Raw genomic sequence first — 18,233 nt, 5'->3', positions numbered from 1 at the left:
GTCTCTCCTCAGGCTTCTGCCGGTTCCGGCGTCTCGGCAAAGGCCGGCATGACCTCCTCGATGAAGCGGGTCAGCGAGGCCTTCTTGCGCTCGAAGCTCATGCCGGTGTCGATCCAGAAGGAGAATTCGTCGTAGCCGAGCGCCTCGTAGGCGCGGAGACGCTCGATCACGGCTGGGGGCTCGTCGCAGATGCAGTTCTCGCGCATGGCCCGGGGCGAATAGATCGGGTGGTTGGCGATGTCTTCCTCGCTCAGCGCCTCGATCAGCCCCTGGCGGACCGGCCGCTTGTTCATGAACCAGGCGCCGAAGTAATTGTAGAAGATGTTCATCTCCTCGGCGCCGCGCCGGGCGTCCTCCTCGCTGTCGGCGACATAGGTGTGGCGCAGCAGCATGATCTTCGGGCGGGGCACCTCGGGATGGTTGGCACAGGCGGCCTCGAAGCGGGCCATCAGCGCCTCGACCTCGCTGTCGGGACTGGCCAGCGGCGTGACCTGCACATTGCAGCCCTGCGACACGGCAAAATCATGGCTGTCCGCCTCCCGCGCGGCCACCCACATCGGTGGATGCGGCTGTTGCAGCGGCTTGGGCGAGGAGGTGGTGGAGGGAAACTGCCAGGTCTCGCCGTCGTGGGCGTAATCCCCCTCCCAGAGCTTCTTCACGGCGGGCACCATCTCGCGCAGGCGCCGGCCCGCGCTCGCGGCGTCCAGGCCGGGCACCATGCGTTCGTATTCATAGGCATAGGCGCCGCGCGCGATGCCCAGCTCGAGCCGCCCGTCGGTGACGATATCCGTCATCGCCGCCTCGCCGGCCAGGCGGATCGGGTGCCAGAAGGGCGCCACCACCGTGCCGGTGCCAAGGCGCACGTTCCGCGTCCGCCGGGCCAGGTCTGTCAGCATGATGAAGGGGTTGGGCGAGATGGTGAAATTCATGCCGTGATGCTCGCCGGTCCAGATGGCGTGCATGCCCCCCTTGTCGGCGATTTCGCAAAGCTGCAGGAATTCCTCGTAGAGCTGGCGCTGATCCTCTTCGGCCGTCAGCCGCTCCAGGTGAATGAAAAGAGAGAACTTCATCTGTCTGTTCCCGTTTCGATGTGGCGGTCTTGGCCGCCGGTGTTGGCTCAGGTCAGGGCAAGCCAGGCGCGCATCGTCTCCGTCACGATATCCGGCGCGGTCAGGTTGACCATGTGGCGATGCCCTTCGACGATCTTCAGCATGGCATTCGGGGCCATCTCCGCCATCTTCCGCGCCATGGCGGGAGAGGAATTCGCGTCGCCGTCGCCGGTGAGAACCAGCAGTGGGCAGTCGATCTCGCCGATCCTGTCGGCATAGGTCGCATCACCCGTGGCAAAGGCGCGATAGGCGGTGGCATAGGCCTCCGGATCCACATCGTTCAGCCACGTTCGGGTGGCCGATCTCGTGGCGCTCTCGTCGTCGCAGAACCAGCGCAGCAGCGGGCCCTCGATGTCGATCTGGCCCCTTGCGATACCGTCGGCGCGGGCGATCACCGCGTCGCGGGCCGCGGCATCACGCCGGTACACCCCGTTCAGCAGCGCCGCGCGCCGGATCAGGCCGGGGTGCGCGATGGCCAGCCCGCCGGTGATCAGCGCACCCATGGAATGGCCAGCCACGTTGACGGCGCCGAGGCCCAGGGCGCGGATCACCTCCGCGGCCCAGCCTACGAAATCGGGCAGCAGGGCGCCCGCGGGCAGCGGATCCGACAGCCCGTGCCCCGGCATGTCCACCGCGATCACGCGATGGCTGGCCGAGAGCGCGGCGATCTGCGGGCCCCAGGCGGCGGCCTGCAGCCCCACGCCGTGGATCAGCAGCAGCGGCTCGCCCGCCCCGGCGGTCAGCGCATGGGCGGTCCCGCCGCCGGGCAGCGACAGGCGCAGGTCGTCCCCGGCCACCCGCTCACACACCGGCAGGATTGTCGACGTCATGACCCATCTCCCTGAGATCCTGGTAGCGGTCGCCGATGCGGTGATGCGGCCGTCCGCCGATCGAGGCGCCGAGGGCGATCACGATCTCGTCCGCCGCCGGCGCATCGGGCACCGAGAGCTGGATCGTCAGGTAATGCGAGCGGCGCCCGGCATCGTTCTTGTCCATCAGCGGGATCATCACGGTGGCATCCGGCCCGCCGCGCGTGTTGGTGAAGGACAGGTAGCTCTTGGCGCCCACCGCCTCGCGGTAATGGTTGCCGAACCGCAGGGTGTGGATCAGCGCCGAGGCATGTTCCACCTCGCCGCCGGTACCCACCACGGCGGCCTTGCCATAGCCCTCGACCGCCGCGCCCGAGCTGGCCTCGCGGATGATCATGGCGGTCAGCATCTCGCCCAGGCCGGGGGCCACGTCGGCGATCACCGGGCTCAGGTCATCCACGAAGCCCAGCCCGTACCAGGGGTTCTTGATCACGGCGAGGGCGGTGATCAGCTCGAGCGGCACCTCGGCGGGCTTGCCGCCTTCGATGAGGGTGGTCTCTTTCTGGATCAGGGTCTTGCGGATGATGGCAGGCATGTCTCTTTCCCATCTGCGAGTCGTATGGTATTTTGGTATGCCATAAGACCACTGTGTCAATCGTTGTGCGTATTACCCCCCGTGATAAGGTGCCCTTCATGAACCAGACCCCCGCCATCAGCCTGAAAATCGATCAGCCGCCGCAGACCCTGCGGTCGATGGTGCTGGACCGGATGCGAGAGGCGATTCTTTCCGGCTACTTCAAGTCGGGTCAGCGCCTGGTCGAGCGACCGCTCTGCGACGAGCTGGGCGTCAGCCGCACCGTGGTGCGCGAAACCATCCGCTATCTCGAGGCCGAGGGTCTGGTGGAGACGCTGCCGGGCAAGGGGCCGATCGTGGCGCGGCTCGACTGGGACCAGGCGCAGCAGATCTATGACATCCGTCGCCTGCTCGAGGGCGATGCCGCCCGGGCCTGCGCCCTGCGCGCGGATGGTGCCGTCAAGGCGCGGCTGAAGGCGGCGCTGGAGGCGCTGGGCGCGGCCTACAGCGGCGGCGATACCGGTGTGCTGATCGCCGCCTCGACCGAATTCTATCACCGGATCTTCGAGGCCCCCGGCCATGACATCGCCTGGGACGTGGTGCGCCGCCTGAACGGCCGCATCAGCCGGCTGCGGATGATGACGCTCTCGACCAAGGACCGGCACGTTTCCGGCTTTGCCCGGATGACGCAGATCTACGAGGCCATCGCCGCAGGTGACCCCGACGCCGCGCAGCAGGCGATCGTTGCCCACCTGGCCGAGGCCGCCGAGATTGCCCACCGGCAGCTGGAGCAGGAGCAATGAGCGCTTACTGGATCGCCCATGTCACGATCACCGACCCCGAGGCCTACAAGGGCTACATGGGGCTGGCCCCGGCGGCCTTCGCGAAATATGGCGCCACCTTCCTGGCCCGCGGCGGAGAGAGCGAGACCTTCGAGGGCGAGAGCTATCATCGGCAGGTGGTGATCCGCTTCCCGGACATGGAGACGGCCCGCGCCTGCTATCACTCGCCCGAATATGCCGCTGCCCGCGCCGAACGCGAGGGCGCCTGCCGGGCGCATGTGGCAATCGTCGAGGGGATCGAGCCGGTCTGACCTGCCGGAAACCTCCTCCGGGCGAGTGAAACGGGTCATTTTCCCGCCCTTAGGAGGGAACCCGCCGATCCTCTGCGCTGCAGCAGGCGCAAGCCCGCGCATCGCCGCCGGGCGCGGCGCGGGGCGCCGGAACCACTCTTCCTGCCGTTGGTTGGGTTGCCAGACGCAAACCACGGGTCCCATCCCAAATGCCGCAATCATCCGGCCCCTCGGACCCGCACCCAGGAGGAGTAAACCCATGACCAGCAAGCTCATGACCACCAGCCGCGCCGCCGTGATCGCCCTGATCGCCGCTGCTCCCGTTGCCGCCCCCGTCGCCGCCTTTGCCCAGGCCGACAGCAGCACTGCGCCGGTGACCGCCGACGACAACAGCGGCATGGCCGCCCAGTCTGACAGCATGTCGGACGGCACCACCACCGCTCCGGCCGGCGACGGCACCGACATGATGGCTGAGGACGGCGCCACCACGGGCACCGGCACCATGGCCGATCCGATGGCCGACGACAGTACCGACATGGCCGCGGCGGAAGAGCCGGCCAAGCCGGTCGAGGGCCAGATCACCATGCAGAGCGAGGACACGATCCTGGCCGATGACCTGATCGGTGCCACCGTGTTCAACGATGCGGACGAAACGGTCGGCAATATCGACGACCTGATCATCGCCATGGACGGCGGCGTGCAGGGTGTCGTGATCGGCGTCGGCGGTTTCCTCGGCATGGGCGAGAAGCATGTCGCCGTGGAGATGGCCAGCCTCGACGTGATCAACGACGATGCCGGCAACCCGCGCCTGGTGACCTCGGCCACCAAGACCGACCTGGAGGCCGCGCCGGAGTTCGTTTCGGCGGCTGACCAGAAGCAGGAGGCGGACAATGCCGCCATCCAGTCGGGCGCCGGTGGCACCGAAACCGTGCCGGTTCAGTAAGCCGATTCTGCCCCAGGGCGGGAAAACATCGGAAGGGGCGGCGTCTGCCGCCCCTTTTTCACGTTTTCTGCAAAGAATCTGAAGAAGAGGTGGTTGACTCGGATCAACTTCCGGGTAAAAGGCGGGCTTCATGAGATTTCGCGGGAAGCCCCACGTGCGGCCCGCTGTAGGAGAAGCAAAATGGCGAAGCCGACGACCATCAAGATCCGTCTGAACTCGACCGCGGGCACGGGCCATTTCTACGTGACCAAAAAGAACGCGCGGACCATGACCGAAAAGATGACCGTACGAAAGTACGATCCCGTGGTGCGGAAGCATGTCGAGTACAAGGAAGGCAAGATCAAGTAAGATCTTAAAATCCTGGAAGACCATGCAAAAGCCGCGCCGCAGAGCGCGGCTTTTTCATTTGGGCCACGCTCTGCGGAAAACAGTTAACCAACACTGAAATCCGACAGAAACGAGGACCCTCACATGTCACTTCTTCAAGATCCCGATTTTTCGCCCGAAAACTTTTCCGCCTCCGGTCTGGCTGGCGGGATGACCGCAGCTGTCCGGGGGCGCAAACACACCCATTACCTCAAGGACATTGTAATTCGTCCGGCGATGCCGGCGGATACCGAATCCATTGCCCGCATGCTGGCGCGGTCCTATCGCGCGCTGCTGGCCCCCGATTACGAACCCTCTCTTCTGCGCGAAGCGCTGCCGTTGCTGGCCCAGGCCCAGCCCCGGCTGCTGACCTGTGGCACCTATTTCATTGCCGAACAGGACGATCGCGTGCTGGCCGCCGGCGGCTGGACGGACTTCTCGCCGCACGGCGGGGCCGGGCGCACCGGCGAAGGCCACATCCGCCACGTTGCCACCGACCCCGACGTTGCCCGGCAGGGGCTGGGGCGCTCGGTCCTCGAGCGGGTCATCCGCTCGGCCACGGCGGCGGGAATCAACGTGCTGCACTGTCAGTCGACCCTGACCGCGGTGCCCTTCTACGAGGCGCTCGGCTTTCGTCAGAAGGGCCGGATCGAGGTGCGGCTGCCCACCGGCGTGCTCTTCCCCGCGGTCCAGCTGCGGCGGGAACAGGTGGGCTAGGCGCTGCGCCGTCCCGGCGCCGGGGCGGCGACCTGTCCCGCGCCCAAAGAAAAAGGCCGGTCCCGAGGGGCCGGCCTTTCGCATTTCGCTGTTGCCGCGATCAGTCGCGGGTTGCGCCCAGGAACTGCAGCAGGAACATGAACAGGTTGATGAAGTCCAGGTAGAGCGTCAGCGCGCCGACGATGGCGGACTTGCCCAGCCATTCCTGGTCGCCCGCGTGGGCGTACTGCAGGTACATGTTCTTGATGTTCTGGGTGTCATAGGCGGTGAGGCCCGCAAAGATCAGTACGCCGATGGCGCTGATGGCAAAGCTGAGGGCTGCCGAGGCCAGGAACATGTTGACGATCATGGCGACGAGCAGGCCGATGACGCCCATGATCAGGAAGGTGCCCATCGGCGACAGGTCACGCTTGGTGGTGTAGCCGATGAACGACAGACCGGCGAAGGAGATCGCGGTAATCAGGAAGACCTGAGCGATCGAGACGCCGGTGAAGGCCACGAAGATCCAGCTGAGCGACAGGCCCATCACTGCCGCGAAGGCATAGAAGAACAGCTGTGCGCCGGCAGCGGACATGCGTTTCAGGGCCGCGCCAAAGGCGAAGGCCATGATCAGAGGCGCGAACATCACCACCCAGCCGAGCAGGTTGGGTTGCAGGGTCTGCGGGTTGCGGAAGATGCTGAGAATGGATTCGTTCGTCCCGACGGCCCAGGCCACCAGGAAGGTCAGCAGCATGCCCACGGACATGGTGCCATACACCTTGTTCATGTAGGCGCGCAGCCCTTCGTCAATCGCCGCGCTGCGCGTGCCCGCAGACGTGCGCACCGTGTTCAGATCAGCCATTTAAGCCTCCGATAAATAAAGCCTCTCCCCGTTGATGGGGTAATCCCCCTCAATATCGGTGACGGGCGCCTGCATTTCAAGATTGTACGGCCGTGATCACATCATTTTGGAAGCCTGTGTCGGCAGGGGAGCAGTCGGGGCGCACATGCGGGGCCAATATGGGGCCGGAATCACGCCTCGGGACGGGCTAAGTCCTACGTCTGCCCATGAAAAAAGCCCCGCCGGGCCGATGGCGCGGGCGGGGTCAGTGGGGGTCTTGTGGTCGGGGCCGATGGGGGGCAGGCGGGGGCAGGGCCCGGTGCGGGCGGGGCGATGGCGTGCCTTGGGGGGATCCGTCGCCACAACCCGTCACCGGGCCCATCCGGCCGCCCCTGGCAGGGAGGCCGGAAAAGGGTGTGGATCACATGGTGATCCGGTGTGCGGGCACGTCCCATGCTGCACGGCGCGCTTCCTTGCGGGCCTGGTCGCGGGTGATGCCGATGTCCTCGAGCAGCGCCGCGTCGAGTTGGTCCAGAGAGCGGCGCTCCCGGTGGATACCGAGCATCATGACCAGGCGGGCGGCCAGAGAGCGTTTCGGCGCGGCGACGCCGGCGTGTGCGGTGAGAAGCGATTGAGAGCTCATCGGTCTTTCCTTTCCTGTTCGTGATGTGAGTCGTTCAAGTGATGATTTCCGTTGATGTATATGGGAGGTTGTGCTCAACATTGGAAATGAATGTTTCTGAGATGTTCCATCAAGGGTTGTGATGTAATGAGAAACCTCGACATGACGTCGCTGCGCAGTTTCGTGGCCGTTGCCGACCATGGCGGTGTGACCAAGGCCGCCGGCATGCTGAACTTCACTCAGTCGGCTGTATCCATGCAGTTGAAAAGGCTGGAGGAAATGCTGGGCATCGCGTTGATGGACCGGTCCAGCCGGCGCATCGCCCTGACGCCTGCGGGCGAGCAGTTGCTGGGCTATGCCCGCCGTATCATCGAAATGAATGATGAAGCGATGGTGCGGCTGACCAGCAAGAGCTACGAGGGGGAAATCATCCTCGGGGTGCCGCATGACATCGTCTACCCGGTGGTGCCCGAGGTGCTTCAGAGATTCTCGGCCGAGTTTCCGCGCATGAAGGTCACCCTGGTTTCGGCCTATACCTACACGCTGAAGGAGCAGTTCGACCGCGGCGAGATCGACATCATCCTGACCACCGAGGCCGAGCCCGACTCGCGTGGAGAGGTGCTCGACGAGCGGCCGCTGTGCTGGATCGGGGCGCCCGGCGGGCAGGCCTGGCGGCACCGGCCGCTGCGCTATGCCTCGAGCCGCAACTGCCTGTTCCGCCCGCTGACCATCCGCGCCATGGAGAGTGCCGGCATCGACTGGGAGAACGCCGTCGATACCGCCTCCGACCGCACGGTCGAGGCCACGGTCTCGGCCGACCTGGCGCTGACCGCGATGATCGAGGGCACCGAGCCTTCGCAGCTGGCCCCGGTGGAGCATTGCGAAGAGCTGCCAGCCCTCGGGATGCAGAAGATCTGCATGTACCGCCAGGACCGAAGCTCGCCCGAGGTGGCGCGCCGCGTGGCGGAAATGCTGCGGCAGGGATACTCCGGGGTTCGCCAGGTGCCCCAGGCGCGCCCGATGCTGCGCGAGCAGGCCTGATCCTCAGCCGAAGGGGGAGGCGCGCTGGCTCGGCCCCGCGCGCCGCGGGCCCTCAGATCTCGATCACCACCTTGCCGGCGGCCTCGCGCCGCCGCAGCACCTCCAGCCCCTCTGCCGCGCGTTCGAGCGGGAAGCGGTGGCTGATGTGCGGATGGATCCGCCCCTCGGCATGCCAGCGCATCAGCTGCGCCAGCGACTCGGTCACCACCTCGGGGCGGAAGCTGAAATAGCTGCCCCAGTAGAAGCCGATCACGTCGATGTTCTTGACCAGCATGTGGTTCAGCCGGGGCCTGGGCACCTCGCCGCTGGCAAAGCCGATGGCCAGGATCCGCGCCTCGGGGTTGCAGGCGCGAAAGGCCGCATCGAAGAGCGCGCCGCCCACCGGGTCATAGACCACGTCGGCCCCGCCGAGGGCCTTGACCGCCTCGCGGATGTCGGTGCTCTCGCTGTCGAGGAAATGATCCGCCCCGGCGGCCAGCGCCACGGCGCCCTTTTCGGCGCCGCGCGCCACGGCGATCACCTTGGCGCCCATCAGCTTTCCCAGCTCCACCGCCGTCAGCCCGACACCGCCCGTGGCCCCCAGCACCAGCAGCGTCTCGCCGGGCTGCAGCCGCGCGCGGTGCGCCAGGGCCACGTGGCTGGTGCCATAGGCGATCAGCATCGCGGCCGCCTCGTCCTGCGGCATGGCCTCCGGCAACACCACGCATCGTTCAGCAGGAAAGACGCCGCGTTCGGCCAGGCCGCCCGATCCGGCAAAGGCCGCGACCCGGGTGCCCGGGGTAAGCCGCACGTCCGGTCCCACCTCCGAGATGATTCCCGCAATCTCCATCCCGAGGGTGAACGGCGGCTCGGGTGTGTCCTGGTACGTACCTTTCACCATAAGCAGATCGGCGAAATTCAGCGCGCAGAACCCTATGTCGACCAGCACTTCACCCGCTTTTGGGGTGGGTGCGTCAATCTGTTCCACCCCCGGCGGCCGGTCCGGCCCGTGACACCTGAAAGCCCGCATTTTTTACCTCCCATTTGCGAATAATTTCCGTTGGATACATGAGTTTTCAGCGAAACGTGAACAAATCTTCCTTGAGTTGAAAGCCGCTGCAATGCAGAAATATATGCGGCAGTCATGCATCATCAATGCATTCTGTATACTTGCAGCTCAGCCACCAATTGAGTTAACCTCGCCGACAGTCAGCTCTTTCGGGAGTGATCACCTTGCGTAATAGTGGAAAGCTGCTACGTTTTCATACACGCTGTAGGGATGTGCAGCGTGTCAATTGCAACCATGACCCAAGATGTCCTGCGACGGCTCCCCCCTACCGGATGCAGGATGTTGAATGGGTATTTCTAGGAGCCGCGAATGACTCATCCGGTTGATGTTCACGTGGGTAAACGTATTCGTCACAGGCGCTGGCTGGTCGGCATGACTCAGCAGCAACTGGCCGAGCGTGTTGGTATCAAGTTCCAGCAAATTCAAAAGTATGAAACCGGCGCAAACCGCGTCAGCGCCTCCCGTCTCTGGGATATCGCGGATGCACTCGACGTGCCGGTCAGCTTCTTCTTCGAGGGTCTCGAAGCGGAACATGCCGGTGCAGAGGGAGCCTCCGTGCCCGCCGACGTCATGGGCGACAAGGAAGCACTCGACCTGATCCGGTCGTATTATGCCATTCCTGAAAACCAGCGCCGCCGCCTGTTCGAACTGGCGCGCGTCCTGAGCGACGTCGCCTGAACCAGGTGACCTGTCAGTTTGGATCCGGCGTCATGCTCTCCTCCTCGGGCGGGCGCCGGGTCTTTCTCTCCGAGAGCGCTCCCGGGGGCTGAAAACCTCGCTGCTTGAGTTGCCCCGCCCACCGCTGTAGCCAGTGCGCATTCACTCATAGGGATGCATCACATGGACGACACCGGCAGGCAGATACTCGAGACGGCACATGAGATGGCCGACGCCGCCGGCGCGGTCATTTTGCCTTTCTTCCGCTCTGCCACCCTCGCCGAGGAGAGCAAGCTGAAGGACGGCTATGATCCCGTCACCGAAGCCGACCGCGCCGCCGAGGCCGCCATGCGCGCCGTGCTGGCCCGCCGCCGCCCGCAGGACGGCATCCTGGGCGAGGAACTCGGCACCACCGAGGGCGAGAGCGGCCTGACCTGGGTGCTGGATCCCATCGACGGCACCCGCGGCTTCGTCTCCGGCACCCCCACCTGGGGTGTGCTGATCGGCCTGTCCGACGACAGTGGCGTACGCTTCGGCATGGTGGATCAGCCCTACACCGGCGAACGGGTATGGGGCGGTTTCGGCACCGCGGAATTCCGCGGCCCGCGCGGGCAGGGGCCCCTGCGCACCCGCGACACCTCCGAGCTGTCGGAGGCCATCCTCTTCTCGACCTTCCCCGAGGTCGGCACCGAGCAGGAGCGCCGCGCCTTCGAGGCCGTGCGCGACCGCGTCAAGCTCACCCGCTACGGCATGGATTGCTATGCCTATGCGCTGATCGCCATGGGTCAGATCGACCTGGTGATCGAGGCCGGCCTGCATCCCTACGACGTGCAGGGCCCCATCGGGGTGATCCAGGCCGCCGGCGGCGTGGTCACCGACTGGCAGGGCGGTCCGGCCCACATGGGCGGACGTATCGTCGCGGCGGCCAACCCCGCCATACACGGCGTCGCGCTGGACATTCTGCGCGAAATGGCAAAATAGTTGCGCCATGGATAATCCAATACTGATCCGCAACGCGGACCATATCCTGACGATGGACGATCAGCGTACCGAGCTTTTCGGGGCAGACGTCCTCATCACTGGCGGAACCATCAGAACCATCGGTCCCCGGCTCTCCATGCCGGATGCCGAGGTGATCGATGCGACCGGCTGCGTGGTGACGCCAGGCCTGGTCAATACGCATCACCACCTCTACCAGACACTGACGCGCGCAGTGCCCGGTGGCCAGGATGCCCTTCTCTTCGGCTGGCTGAAGACGCTCTATCCGATCTGGGCCAGGTTCGGCCCCGAAGAGGTTCATGTCTCCGCCGTCATCGGCCTGGCCGAACTGGCGCTCTCGGGCTGCACGCTCAGCTCCGATCACCTCTACATGTACCCCAACGGGGCGCGGCTCGAGGATACGATCGAGGCCGCCGCCCGCGTCGGCCTGCGCTTCCATCCCACCCGGGGCGCCATGTCCATCGGCGAGAGCAAGGGCGGCCTGCCGCCCGATGCGCTGGTCGAGGACGAGCACGCGATCCTGGAGGATTGCATCCGGGTGATCGACGCCTTCCACGATGCCTCCGAGGGCTCGATGGTGCGCGTCGGCGTGGCGCCGTGCTCGCCCTTCTCCGTCAGCCGCGAGCTGATGCGCGATGCCGCCCTGCTGGCGCGGGACAAGCGCGTCATGCTGCACACCCACCTGGCCGAGAACGACGAGGACATCGCCTATTCGCTGGAAACCTTCGGCGTGCGGCCCGGCCAATATGCCGAGGATCTCGGCTGGACCGGCGATGACGTCTGGCATGCCCATTGCGTCAAGCTCGACGAGCAGGAGATCAACCTCTTTGCCCGTACCGGCACCGGCGTGGCCCATTGCCCCTGTTCCAACTGCCGCCTCGGCTCGGGCATCGCGCCCGTGCGTCAGATGCGCGATGCGGGCGTGCACGTGGGCCTGGGTGTCGACGGCTCGGCCTCCAACGATGCCGGCAACCTGATCAACGAGGCCCGCCAGGCCATGTTGCTGCAACGGGTCAGCCGCGGCGCCGATGCCATGTCCGCCCGCGAGGCGCTCGAGATCGCCACCCGTGGCGGTGCCGACGTGCTGGGCCGCCCCGATTGCGGCCGCCTCTCGCCGGGCAAGCGCGCCGACGTGGCGATCTGGGATGTCTCCGGCATCGAGAGTGCCGGCAGCTGGGATCCCGCCGCGCTGCTGCTGGCCGGCCCGATGAAGGTGAAACATCTGCTCGTCGAGGGCCGCCAGGTCGTCCGCGACGGCCAGATGGCCACTCTCGACATCGGCGCCGTGATCCGCCGTCAGAACGAACTGGTCCAGCGCCTGATGGCCTGAGCCCCGCCGCGCCCTGGTCCCCCGGGGCGCGGTTGACCTTCCGGTTACCATTGCAGGGCAGACTGCGCCCGCCGGCTCTCCGGCGCCGCAATTGCCTGCAACCCCGGTGACCGATGACACAGCCCTTCCAACGGACCGTCCCCCTTATGCTTGCCGCGCTGCTGGCGGCCTGTTCGCCGCCGCCCCCGGAGGAGCCGCGCCTCGTCGACGAGGTCAACGATCTGCGCGCCCGCGCCGGGCTGAACCCGCTGACCGAGGTCGCGGCGCTCGACCGCGCGGCCCTGCGCCATGCCGGCGACATGGCGGCGGGCCGCTTCCTGGCGCATCAGGGCAGCGACGGCAGCACCCTCGTCGACCGGGTCGAGGCCGAGGGCTATGACTGGTGCTATCTGGGAGAGAACATCGGCCATGGCTATGCCGATGCGCCGGCCATGGCGCAGGGCTGGTCCGACTCGCCCGATCACCGGCCAAACCTGCTCTCGGGCGTGGCCCGTCAGACCGGCACCGCCAGGGTGGGGGGCTACTGGGTTCAGATCTATGCCACGCAGGAGCACGGCCCCTGCTGATCCGCCCTAGCGCTGGCCCAGCTGGTTGTGCCGGACCTGCCGGATGGTTTCCAGGATCACCGCCGAGACCATACCGATGGAGAGAAAGCCGTTGGCCGCCGTCATGCCAGACAGGATCCGCCATTCGCGTGGCAGGATGATGTCGCCAAAGCCCAGCGTGGTAAAGGACACCAGCGAGAAATAGACCGCTTCCTCCAGCGAGCGGAAGATCCCCAGCCCGCGGTAGGCCAGCGCCCAGACCCAGACGTTCGCCGTGATCATCGCCAGTGCCGTCAGCAGCGTGCCCGTCAGCACCAGCACCAGTTTCGGCCGGTGCGGCGGCTTCACCAGCCAGCCCTCGTAGCGCGCCATTGTCGCTTCCAGCGCCAGGAAGATCAGCGCCGAGATCCCGACGGAGATGATCACCAGCGCCGAGCCGATGAGAAGTTGGTCCATCATGGCGTGCTCTTCCTGTCCTGTCCCTGCCCATCCTGCCGGATCTCCCCGGCACTGGCCAGTGCGCAACCGTCCCCAGACGGGGCGCGGCGCATGGCCTCAGATCACCTCGCGCCCGCCGATCCACAGGCCCTGCACCGCGCGGTCGTCGCCCATCATGATGGTGGGGAACACCGCCTCCCAGAGGTCCTCGGCCTCGCCGTAGCGCTGCGCAATGGCAGGGGTGGAGGCAAGATCCAGCACCACGATGTCGGCCTCGCTGCCGGGCGCCAGGGTGCCGATCCGGTCGGTCATGCCCACCGCGCCGGCGCTGCCCGCCGTGGCCAGCCACAGCAGCTGCGCCGGATGCAGCGGCACGCCCTTCAGCTGGCCGATCTCATAGGCCGCGGCCATGGTCCGCAGCATCGAGAAACTCGATCCGCCCCCGGTATCCGTGGCAAGCCCCACCCGGATTCCCGCCTGCTTCAGCCCCGCCATGTCGAACAGGCCCGAGCCGATGAAGGTGTTCGAGGTCGGGCAATGCACCACCGCCGCGCCCACTTCGCGCAGCCGCGCGATCTCGCGCTCTTCCAGGTGGATCGCGTGCCCGTAAAGGCCGTTCGCACCCAGCAGCCCGTGCGCCTCGTAGGTGTCGAGGTAGTCGCGCGCCTGCGGATAGAGCGATTTCACCCAGTCGATCTCGTCGGTCTGCTCGCTCAGGTGGGTCTGCATCAGGCAATCGGGGTGTTCGGCCCAGAGCGCGCCCATGGCGCTCATCTGCTCCGGCGTCGAGGTGGGCGAGAAGCGCGGTGTGATCGCATAGCTGATCCGCCCCTGGCCGTGCCATTTCTGCAGCAGCGCCTTGCTGTCGTCATAGGCGCTCTGCGCCGTGTCCTGCAGCCCCCCGGGCGCGTTGCGGTCCATGCAGGTCTTGCCCGCGATCACCCGCTGGCCGCGCTTCGCCGCCTCGCCGAACAGCGCCTCGACGCTCTCGGTATGGATGGTGCAGAAGCTGACCATGCTGGTCGTGCCATGGGCCGCCGTCAGGTCGAGGTAGCGCGCCGCGATCTCCTCGGCATAGGCCATGTCGGCAAAGCGCATCTCCTCCGGGAAGGTATAGGAATTCAGCCAGTCGATCAGGCGCTTGCCCCAGCTCGCGATCATCGCCGTCTGGGGAAAATGCGCATGGGCATCGATGAAGCCGGGCAGGATCAGCCCCTTGCCATAGGCCACCTCGCGCGCCTGCGGGTGGGCCTGCCGCAGGGCATCGGCCGTGCCGCGCGCCACGATCGCGCCATCCCGGATCAGCAGGCCGCCGGCCTCCTCGATCACGCAGGCCTCCTCGAAGGGCAGGGCAAAGGGATCGCCGATGAAATCCAGCAGCCGTCCCGTCAGCAGTGTCTCGTCGCTCATCCGTCATCCCCGCGTATTTGCCTGACCGGACGCCAGAGTATCCCTCCCTGCCGCTCAGGTAAATTGCGCGGATGCCATTGTCGGCCTCCCCCGGCGTCCTCTATTGTCCCCGAGACAAAGCGAGGGCCGCCCATGACCGAACCCCAGACCGACACCGAGGACCAGACCCAGGCAGAGGAACAGGAGGCCCAGGAAGACAGCGCCTATTCCCTCGACCGAAAGACCGTCTCGGCCATCCTCTATGCGGTCGATACCGGGGACAGGGAACAGCTTGTCGAGCTGATGGAACCGCTGCACGCGGCCGACATCGCCGACGTGCTGGAACAGATCAACACCTATGACCGCCGCCGCCTGGTCGAGCTCTACGACAAGGAATTCGACGGCGAGATCCTCTCCGAACTCGACGAATCGATTCGCGAGGAGGTCATCGGCCTGCTGACGCCGGACGTGCTGCAGGAAGCCGTCCGCGAGATGGACAGCGATGACGTCGTCGACCTGATCGAATACCTCGAGGAGCCGCAGCAGCAGGAGATCCTCGAGGCGCTCGAGATCGCCGACCGGGTTGCCGTCGAACAGGCGCTGACCTACCCCGAGGAATCCGCCGGCCGCCTGATGCAGCGCGAGGTCGTGGCGGTGCCCGAGTTCTGGACCGTGGGCCAGGCCATCGACATGATGCGCGAGCGCGAGGACCTGCCGGAGCAGTTCTACCACGTCATCCTGGTGGATCCGAAGATGCGCCCGGTGGCCCATGTCACCCTGGGCAAGCTCATGGCCTCGCCCCGGCGCACGCCGCTGCACGAGATCACCGAGCCGGGCTTCCGCACCATTCCCGCCCTGCAGGACGAGGGCGACGTGGCCTATGCCTTCAACCAGTATCACATCATCTCGGCCCCGGTCGTGGACGATGACGAGCGGCTGGTGGGCGTGATCACCATCGACGACGCGATGATCGTGCTCGACGAGGAACACGAGGAAGACATCCTGCGCCTCGCCGGTGTCGGCGAAGGCAGCCTGAACGACCGTTTCCTCGCCACCGTGAAACAGCGCCTCCCCTGGCTCGCCGTGAACCTCTGCACCGCGATGATCTCTGCCTCGGTGATCTCGATCTTCGAGGGGGCGATCGCCGAATATGTCGCGCTCGCCGTGCTGATGCCCATCGTGGCCTCCATGGGCGGCAATGCCGGCACCCAGGGGCTGACCGTGGCCGTGCGCGCCATCGCCACCCGCGACCTCACCGATTCCAACGTCGTGCGGGTGCTGCGACGAGAGGCCATGGTCGGCGTGGTCAACGGGGTCACCTTCGCCGCCGTCATGGGGGTGATCGCCACGCTCTGGTTCGGTGACCATGTGCTCGGTCTCGTCATCGCCGGCGCCATGATCGTGAACCTCTTCGTGGCGGCCATAGCCGGCACGGTCGTCCCCTACCTCCTTGAAAAGCTGAAGGTCGACCCGGCCCTGGCCTCGGGCACCTTCGTCACCACGGTCACCGACGTGGTGGGCTTCTTCTCCTTCCTCGGCCTGGCCGCGATCATCCTGCTATGACCCTCACCTCCTCTCCCGCCGACAAGTCCGAAACCCGCGCCGCCGCCCTGCTGCGCCGCGATGCCGCCCATGCGGTGGCGGGCCCCGGCCGCGCCGGGCTGCTGTCCTCGGTGCTCGCGGGTTACCGTGGCGTCCCGGTCTCGGGCTACATCCCCATCCGCAGCGAGATCACCCCGCTGCCCGCCATGGCCGAGGCCGCGGCCCATGGGCCCGTCTGCGTCCCGGTGATCGAGGCTCGCGGCAAGCCGCTCCTCTTCTCCCGCTGGGAGCCCGACGCGCCCATGCGTGAAGGCATGTTCGGCGCTGCCATCCCGGCGGTGGACGACTGGATCACCCCCGAGATCGTCATCGTCCCCCTCGTGGCCTTCGACCGCCGCGGCGCCCGCATGGGCTACGGCGGCGGTTTCTACGACCGCACGCTCGAGCTGCTGCGCGCCGCCCGGCCCACCCTGGCCATCGGCTATGCCTATGCCGCCCAGGAACTCCCCGAGGTCCCGATCGAGGCCACCGATCAGCCCCTCGACCTGATCGTCACGGAAGCCGAGGTCATCACCCCCACGGGTTTCTGATCAGGCTTCAGCTCCGGCCGCGCGGATTTCGGCCCGCACCCACCCCTTCATCTTTCCCCAAATACTCACCGGCACCGCGCCCGCCCCGGGCGCGCCCTCCGGCCCCTCGCGCCGCCCCTGCCTTCCCGTTTTCCGCAAATACGGTCTTCCCGCCCTCTCCACCGGCGCTTTGTCCAGCCATTTCTGGACAATTCCCCCCTGCCATGCTTAGACGCGCGCAACAGGAGTACCCTCGATGACCGTCACCCGTTTCGCCCCGTCGCCCACCGGCTATATCCACGTCGGCAACCTGCGCACCGCGCTCTTCAACTACCTGATCGCCCGCAAGGCCGGCGGCCAGTTCATCCTGCGTATCGACGATACCGACCAGGAGCGTTCGAAGCAGGAATACATCGACGGCATCCTCCAGGACCTGGAGTGGCTCGGCCTCGACTACGACCGCATCGAGTACCAGTCGAAACGCCTCGACCGCTACCATGACGCCGCCGACAAGCTGCGCGACATGGGCCGTTTCTACGAGGCCTTCGAAACCCCGGTCGAGCTCGACCTGAAGCGCAAGAAGCAGCTCAACATGGGCAAGCCGCCGGTCTATGACCGTGCCGCCCTGGCGCTCTCCGACGAGGAGAAGGCGAAGCTGCGCGAAGAGCGCGGCCCCGGCGTCTGGCGCTTCAAGCTCGACCAGGAGCGCATCGAATGGCCCGACGGCATCCTCGGCGACATCTCCATCGATGCCGCCTCGGTCTCCGACCCGGTGCTGATCCGCGCCGACGGCCAGATCCTCTATACCCTGGCCTCCGTCGTCGATGACACCGAGATGGGCGTCACCCACGTGGTGCGCGGTTCGGACCACGTCACCAATACCGCGACCCAGATCCAGATCATCACCGCCCTCGGCGGCGCGGTGCCCACCTTTGCGCACCACTCGCTGCTGACCGGCCCGGGCGGCGAGGGCCTGTCGAAACGCCTCGGCGCGCTTTCCATCCGCGACCTGCGCGCCCAGGGTGTCGAACCCATGGCGCTGCTGTCGCTGATGGCGCGCCTCGGCTCCTCGCAGCCCGTCGAGCTGCGCGAGAGTATCGAGGAAATCGCCGAGGGCTTCGAGCTGTCGCAGTTCGGCGCCGCCCCCACCAAGTTCGACGAGCAGGACCTCTTCCCGCTCACCGCCCATATCCTGCAGCACAAGCCGCTTTCGGCCGTGAAGGACCGCGTGCTTGCCGCCGGCGTTCCCGAGGACAAGGCCGAGGCCTTCTGGATGGTCGTGCGCGACAACATCACCGTGCTGAACGATGTCGACGCCTGGTGGAAGCTCTTCTCCGAGGGCGCCGAGCCCGAGATCGCCGAAGAGGACCGTGAGTTCATCGCCGAGGCGATGAAGCTGCTGCCCGAGGGCCCCTATGACAGCGAGAGCTGGGGCAAGTGGACGGCCGAGGTGAAGGCCGCCACCGGCCGCAAGGGCAAGGGTCTCTTCATGCCGCTGCGCAAGGCCGTCACCGGCATGGGCCACGGCCCCGACATGAGCCAGGTGCTGCCGCTGATGCAGGTCATCCGCGCGCGCGGCTGACTTGGGGCTGACAGGGGGCTGACTTGGGGCATGGCCCACCGTGGCATGCCTCGCGGCGACA

General features: G+C 66.5%; 21 protein-coding genes. 13 read left to right on the top strand and 8 right to left on the bottom strand.

Annotated elements, in window-relative coordinates:
- Positions 1-8 precede the first annotated feature (8 nt).
- The 3 genes from AC0WR5_RS17345 to AC0WR5_RS17335 are packed head-to-tail and all read right to left on the bottom strand — an operon-like array spanning position 9 to position 2,513.
- Entirely contained in the window at positions 9-1,070 is a 1,062-nt protein-coding gene (locus AC0WR5_RS17345; RefSeq protein WP_475865023.1) for an LLM class flavin-dependent oxidoreductase, read from the bottom strand.
- 47 nt (positions 1,071-1,117) lie between these two features.
- Positions 1,118-1,939, bottom strand: a complete 822-nt coding sequence (locus tag AC0WR5_RS17340) for an alpha/beta fold hydrolase (RefSeq protein WP_475865021.1) — start codon at positions 1,937-1,939, stop codon at positions 1,118-1,120.
- Complete coding sequence (locus AC0WR5_RS17335) at positions 1,911-2,513, bottom strand: amino acid synthesis family protein (RefSeq protein ID WP_475865020.1); 603 nt, start codon at positions 2,511-2,513, stop codon at positions 1,911-1,913. The genes AC0WR5_RS17340 and AC0WR5_RS17335 overlap by 29 nt, the downstream gene beginning before the upstream one ends.
- A 98-nt stretch (positions 2,514-2,611) precedes the next feature.
- On the opposite strand from AC0WR5_RS17335, the gene AC0WR5_RS17330 reads away from it, so the two are divergent.
- The 5 genes from AC0WR5_RS17330 to AC0WR5_RS17310 all read left to right on the top strand — a co-directional run bounded on the left by AC0WR5_RS17330 (position 2,612) and on the right by AC0WR5_RS17310 (position 5,590).
- Positions 2,612-3,295: a GntR family transcriptional regulator gene (locus AC0WR5_RS17330; RefSeq protein ID WP_475865018.1), complete on the top strand. Its 684-nt coding sequence runs from the start codon at positions 2,612-2,614 to the stop codon at positions 3,293-3,295.
- A complete protein-coding gene (locus tag AC0WR5_RS17325; protein ID WP_475865016.1) occupies positions 3,292-3,585 on the top strand; it encodes a DUF1330 domain-containing protein in 294 nt (97 codons plus the stop codon). The genes AC0WR5_RS17330 and AC0WR5_RS17325 overlap by 4 nt, the downstream gene beginning before the upstream one ends.
- A 238-nt stretch (positions 3,586-3,823) precedes the next feature.
- A complete protein-coding gene (locus AC0WR5_RS17320; RefSeq protein ID WP_475865014.1) occupies positions 3,824-4,507 on the top strand; it encodes a PRC-barrel domain-containing protein in 684 nt (227 codons plus the stop codon).
- A gap of 180 nt (positions 4,508-4,687) precedes the next feature.
- Positions 4,688-4,855, top strand: coding sequence for a 50S ribosomal protein L33 (gene rpmG / locus AC0WR5_RS17315; protein ID WP_007799108.1), 168 nt, complete (start codon positions 4,688-4,690; stop codon positions 4,853-4,855).
- A gap of 123 nt (positions 4,856-4,978) precedes the next feature.
- A complete protein-coding gene (locus AC0WR5_RS17310) occupies positions 4,979-5,590 on the top strand; it encodes a GNAT family N-acetyltransferase (RefSeq protein WP_475865011.1) in 612 nt (203 codons plus the stop codon).
- A gap of 100 nt (positions 5,591-5,690) precedes the next feature.
- Here AC0WR5_RS17310 and AC0WR5_RS17305 read toward each other — a convergent pair whose 3' ends face one another.
- Together AC0WR5_RS17305 and AC0WR5_RS17300 are read right to left on the bottom strand one after the other, a co-directional pair.
- Positions 5,691-6,431 (bottom strand): Bax inhibitor-1/YccA family protein, encoded by a 741-nt coding sequence (locus tag AC0WR5_RS17305; protein WP_475865009.1) that lies wholly within the window; start codon positions 6,429-6,431, stop codon positions 5,691-5,693.
- A 400-nt stretch (positions 6,432-6,831) separates the two neighbouring features.
- Positions 6,832-7,053, bottom strand: coding sequence for a DUF1127 domain-containing protein (locus tag AC0WR5_RS17300; RefSeq protein ID WP_475865007.1), 222 nt, complete (start codon positions 7,051-7,053; stop codon positions 6,832-6,834).
- Positions 7,054-7,179: 126 nt separating this feature from the next.
- On the opposite strand from AC0WR5_RS17300, the gene AC0WR5_RS17295 reads away from it, so the two are divergent.
- A complete protein-coding gene (locus tag AC0WR5_RS17295) occupies positions 7,180-8,073 on the top strand; it encodes a LysR family transcriptional regulator (protein ID WP_475865005.1) in 894 nt (297 codons plus the stop codon).
- A gap of 52 nt (positions 8,074-8,125) precedes the next feature.
- On the opposite strand, the gene AC0WR5_RS17290 is transcribed toward AC0WR5_RS17295, so the two are convergent.
- On the bottom strand, positions 8,126-9,082 hold the full coding sequence (locus AC0WR5_RS17290) for an NADPH:quinone oxidoreductase family protein (RefSeq protein ID WP_475865003.1): 957 nt from the start codon (positions 9,080-9,082) through the stop codon (positions 8,126-8,128).
- A gap of 348 nt (positions 9,083-9,430) precedes the next feature.
- Between AC0WR5_RS17290 and AC0WR5_RS17285 the strand changes: the two genes are divergently transcribed.
- The 4 genes from AC0WR5_RS17285 to AC0WR5_RS17270 all read left to right on the top strand — a co-directional run bounded on the left by AC0WR5_RS17285 (position 9,431) and on the right by AC0WR5_RS17270 (position 12,673).
- Positions 9,431-9,799 carry a helix-turn-helix domain-containing protein gene (locus tag AC0WR5_RS17285; protein WP_475865001.1) on the top strand — a complete coding sequence of 123 codons (369 nt, stop codon included), beginning with the start codon at positions 9,431-9,433 and terminating at the stop codon, positions 9,797-9,799.
- 162 nt (positions 9,800-9,961) lie between these two features.
- The gene (gene hisN / locus AC0WR5_RS17280; protein ID WP_475865000.1) at positions 9,962-10,759 is read left to right on the top strand and encodes a histidinol-phosphatase; all 798 of its coding nucleotides are present in this window, start codon (positions 9,962-9,964) and stop codon (positions 10,757-10,759) included.
- Positions 10,760-10,766: 7 nt separating this feature from the next.
- Positions 10,767-12,107, top strand: coding sequence for an 8-oxoguanine deaminase (locus AC0WR5_RS17275; protein ID WP_475864998.1), 1,341 nt, complete (start codon positions 10,767-10,769; stop codon positions 12,105-12,107).
- Between the two features lie 113 nt (positions 12,108-12,220).
- Complete coding sequence (locus AC0WR5_RS17270) at positions 12,221-12,673, top strand: CAP domain-containing protein (protein ID WP_475864997.1); 453 nt, start codon at positions 12,221-12,223, stop codon at positions 12,671-12,673.
- Positions 12,674-12,679: 6 nt separating this feature from the next.
- On the opposite strand, the gene AC0WR5_RS17265 is transcribed toward AC0WR5_RS17270, so the two are convergent.
- Positions 12,680-13,111: an ion channel gene (locus AC0WR5_RS17265; protein WP_475864995.1), complete on the bottom strand. Its 432-nt coding sequence runs from the start codon at positions 13,109-13,111 to the stop codon at positions 12,680-12,682.
- 96 nt (positions 13,112-13,207) lie between these two features.
- Positions 13,208-14,500, bottom strand: coding sequence for a guanine deaminase (guaD, locus tag AC0WR5_RS17260; protein WP_475864993.1), 1,293 nt, complete (start codon positions 14,498-14,500; stop codon positions 13,208-13,210).
- Between the two features lie 132 nt (positions 14,501-14,632).
- On the opposite strand from guaD, the gene mgtE reads away from it, so the two are divergent.
- The 3 genes from mgtE to gltX all read left to right on the top strand — a co-directional run bounded on the left by mgtE (position 14,633) and on the right by gltX (position 18,172).
- On the top strand, positions 14,633-16,042 hold the full coding sequence (mgtE, locus tag AC0WR5_RS17255) for a magnesium transporter (protein ID WP_475864991.1): 1,410 nt from the start codon (positions 14,633-14,635) through the stop codon (positions 16,040-16,042).
- Positions 16,039-16,611, top strand: a complete 573-nt coding sequence (locus AC0WR5_RS17250) for a 5-formyltetrahydrofolate cyclo-ligase (RefSeq protein ID WP_475864989.1) — start codon at positions 16,039-16,041, stop codon at positions 16,609-16,611. The genes mgtE and AC0WR5_RS17250 overlap by 4 nt, the downstream gene beginning before the upstream one ends.
- A gap of 235 nt (positions 16,612-16,846) precedes the next feature.
- Positions 16,847-18,172 carry a glutamate--tRNA ligase gene (gene gltX / locus AC0WR5_RS17245; RefSeq protein ID WP_475864987.1) on the top strand — a complete coding sequence of 442 codons (1,326 nt, stop codon included), beginning with the start codon at positions 16,847-16,849 and terminating at the stop codon, positions 18,170-18,172.
- Positions 18,173-18,233: the final 61 nt, after the last annotated feature.

This window comes from Pseudooceanicola sp. DL12 (assembly GCF_056270665.1).
The sequence above is the reverse complement of the archived record's forward strand: the minus strand, read 5'-3'. Positions and strand labels throughout refer to the sequence as shown.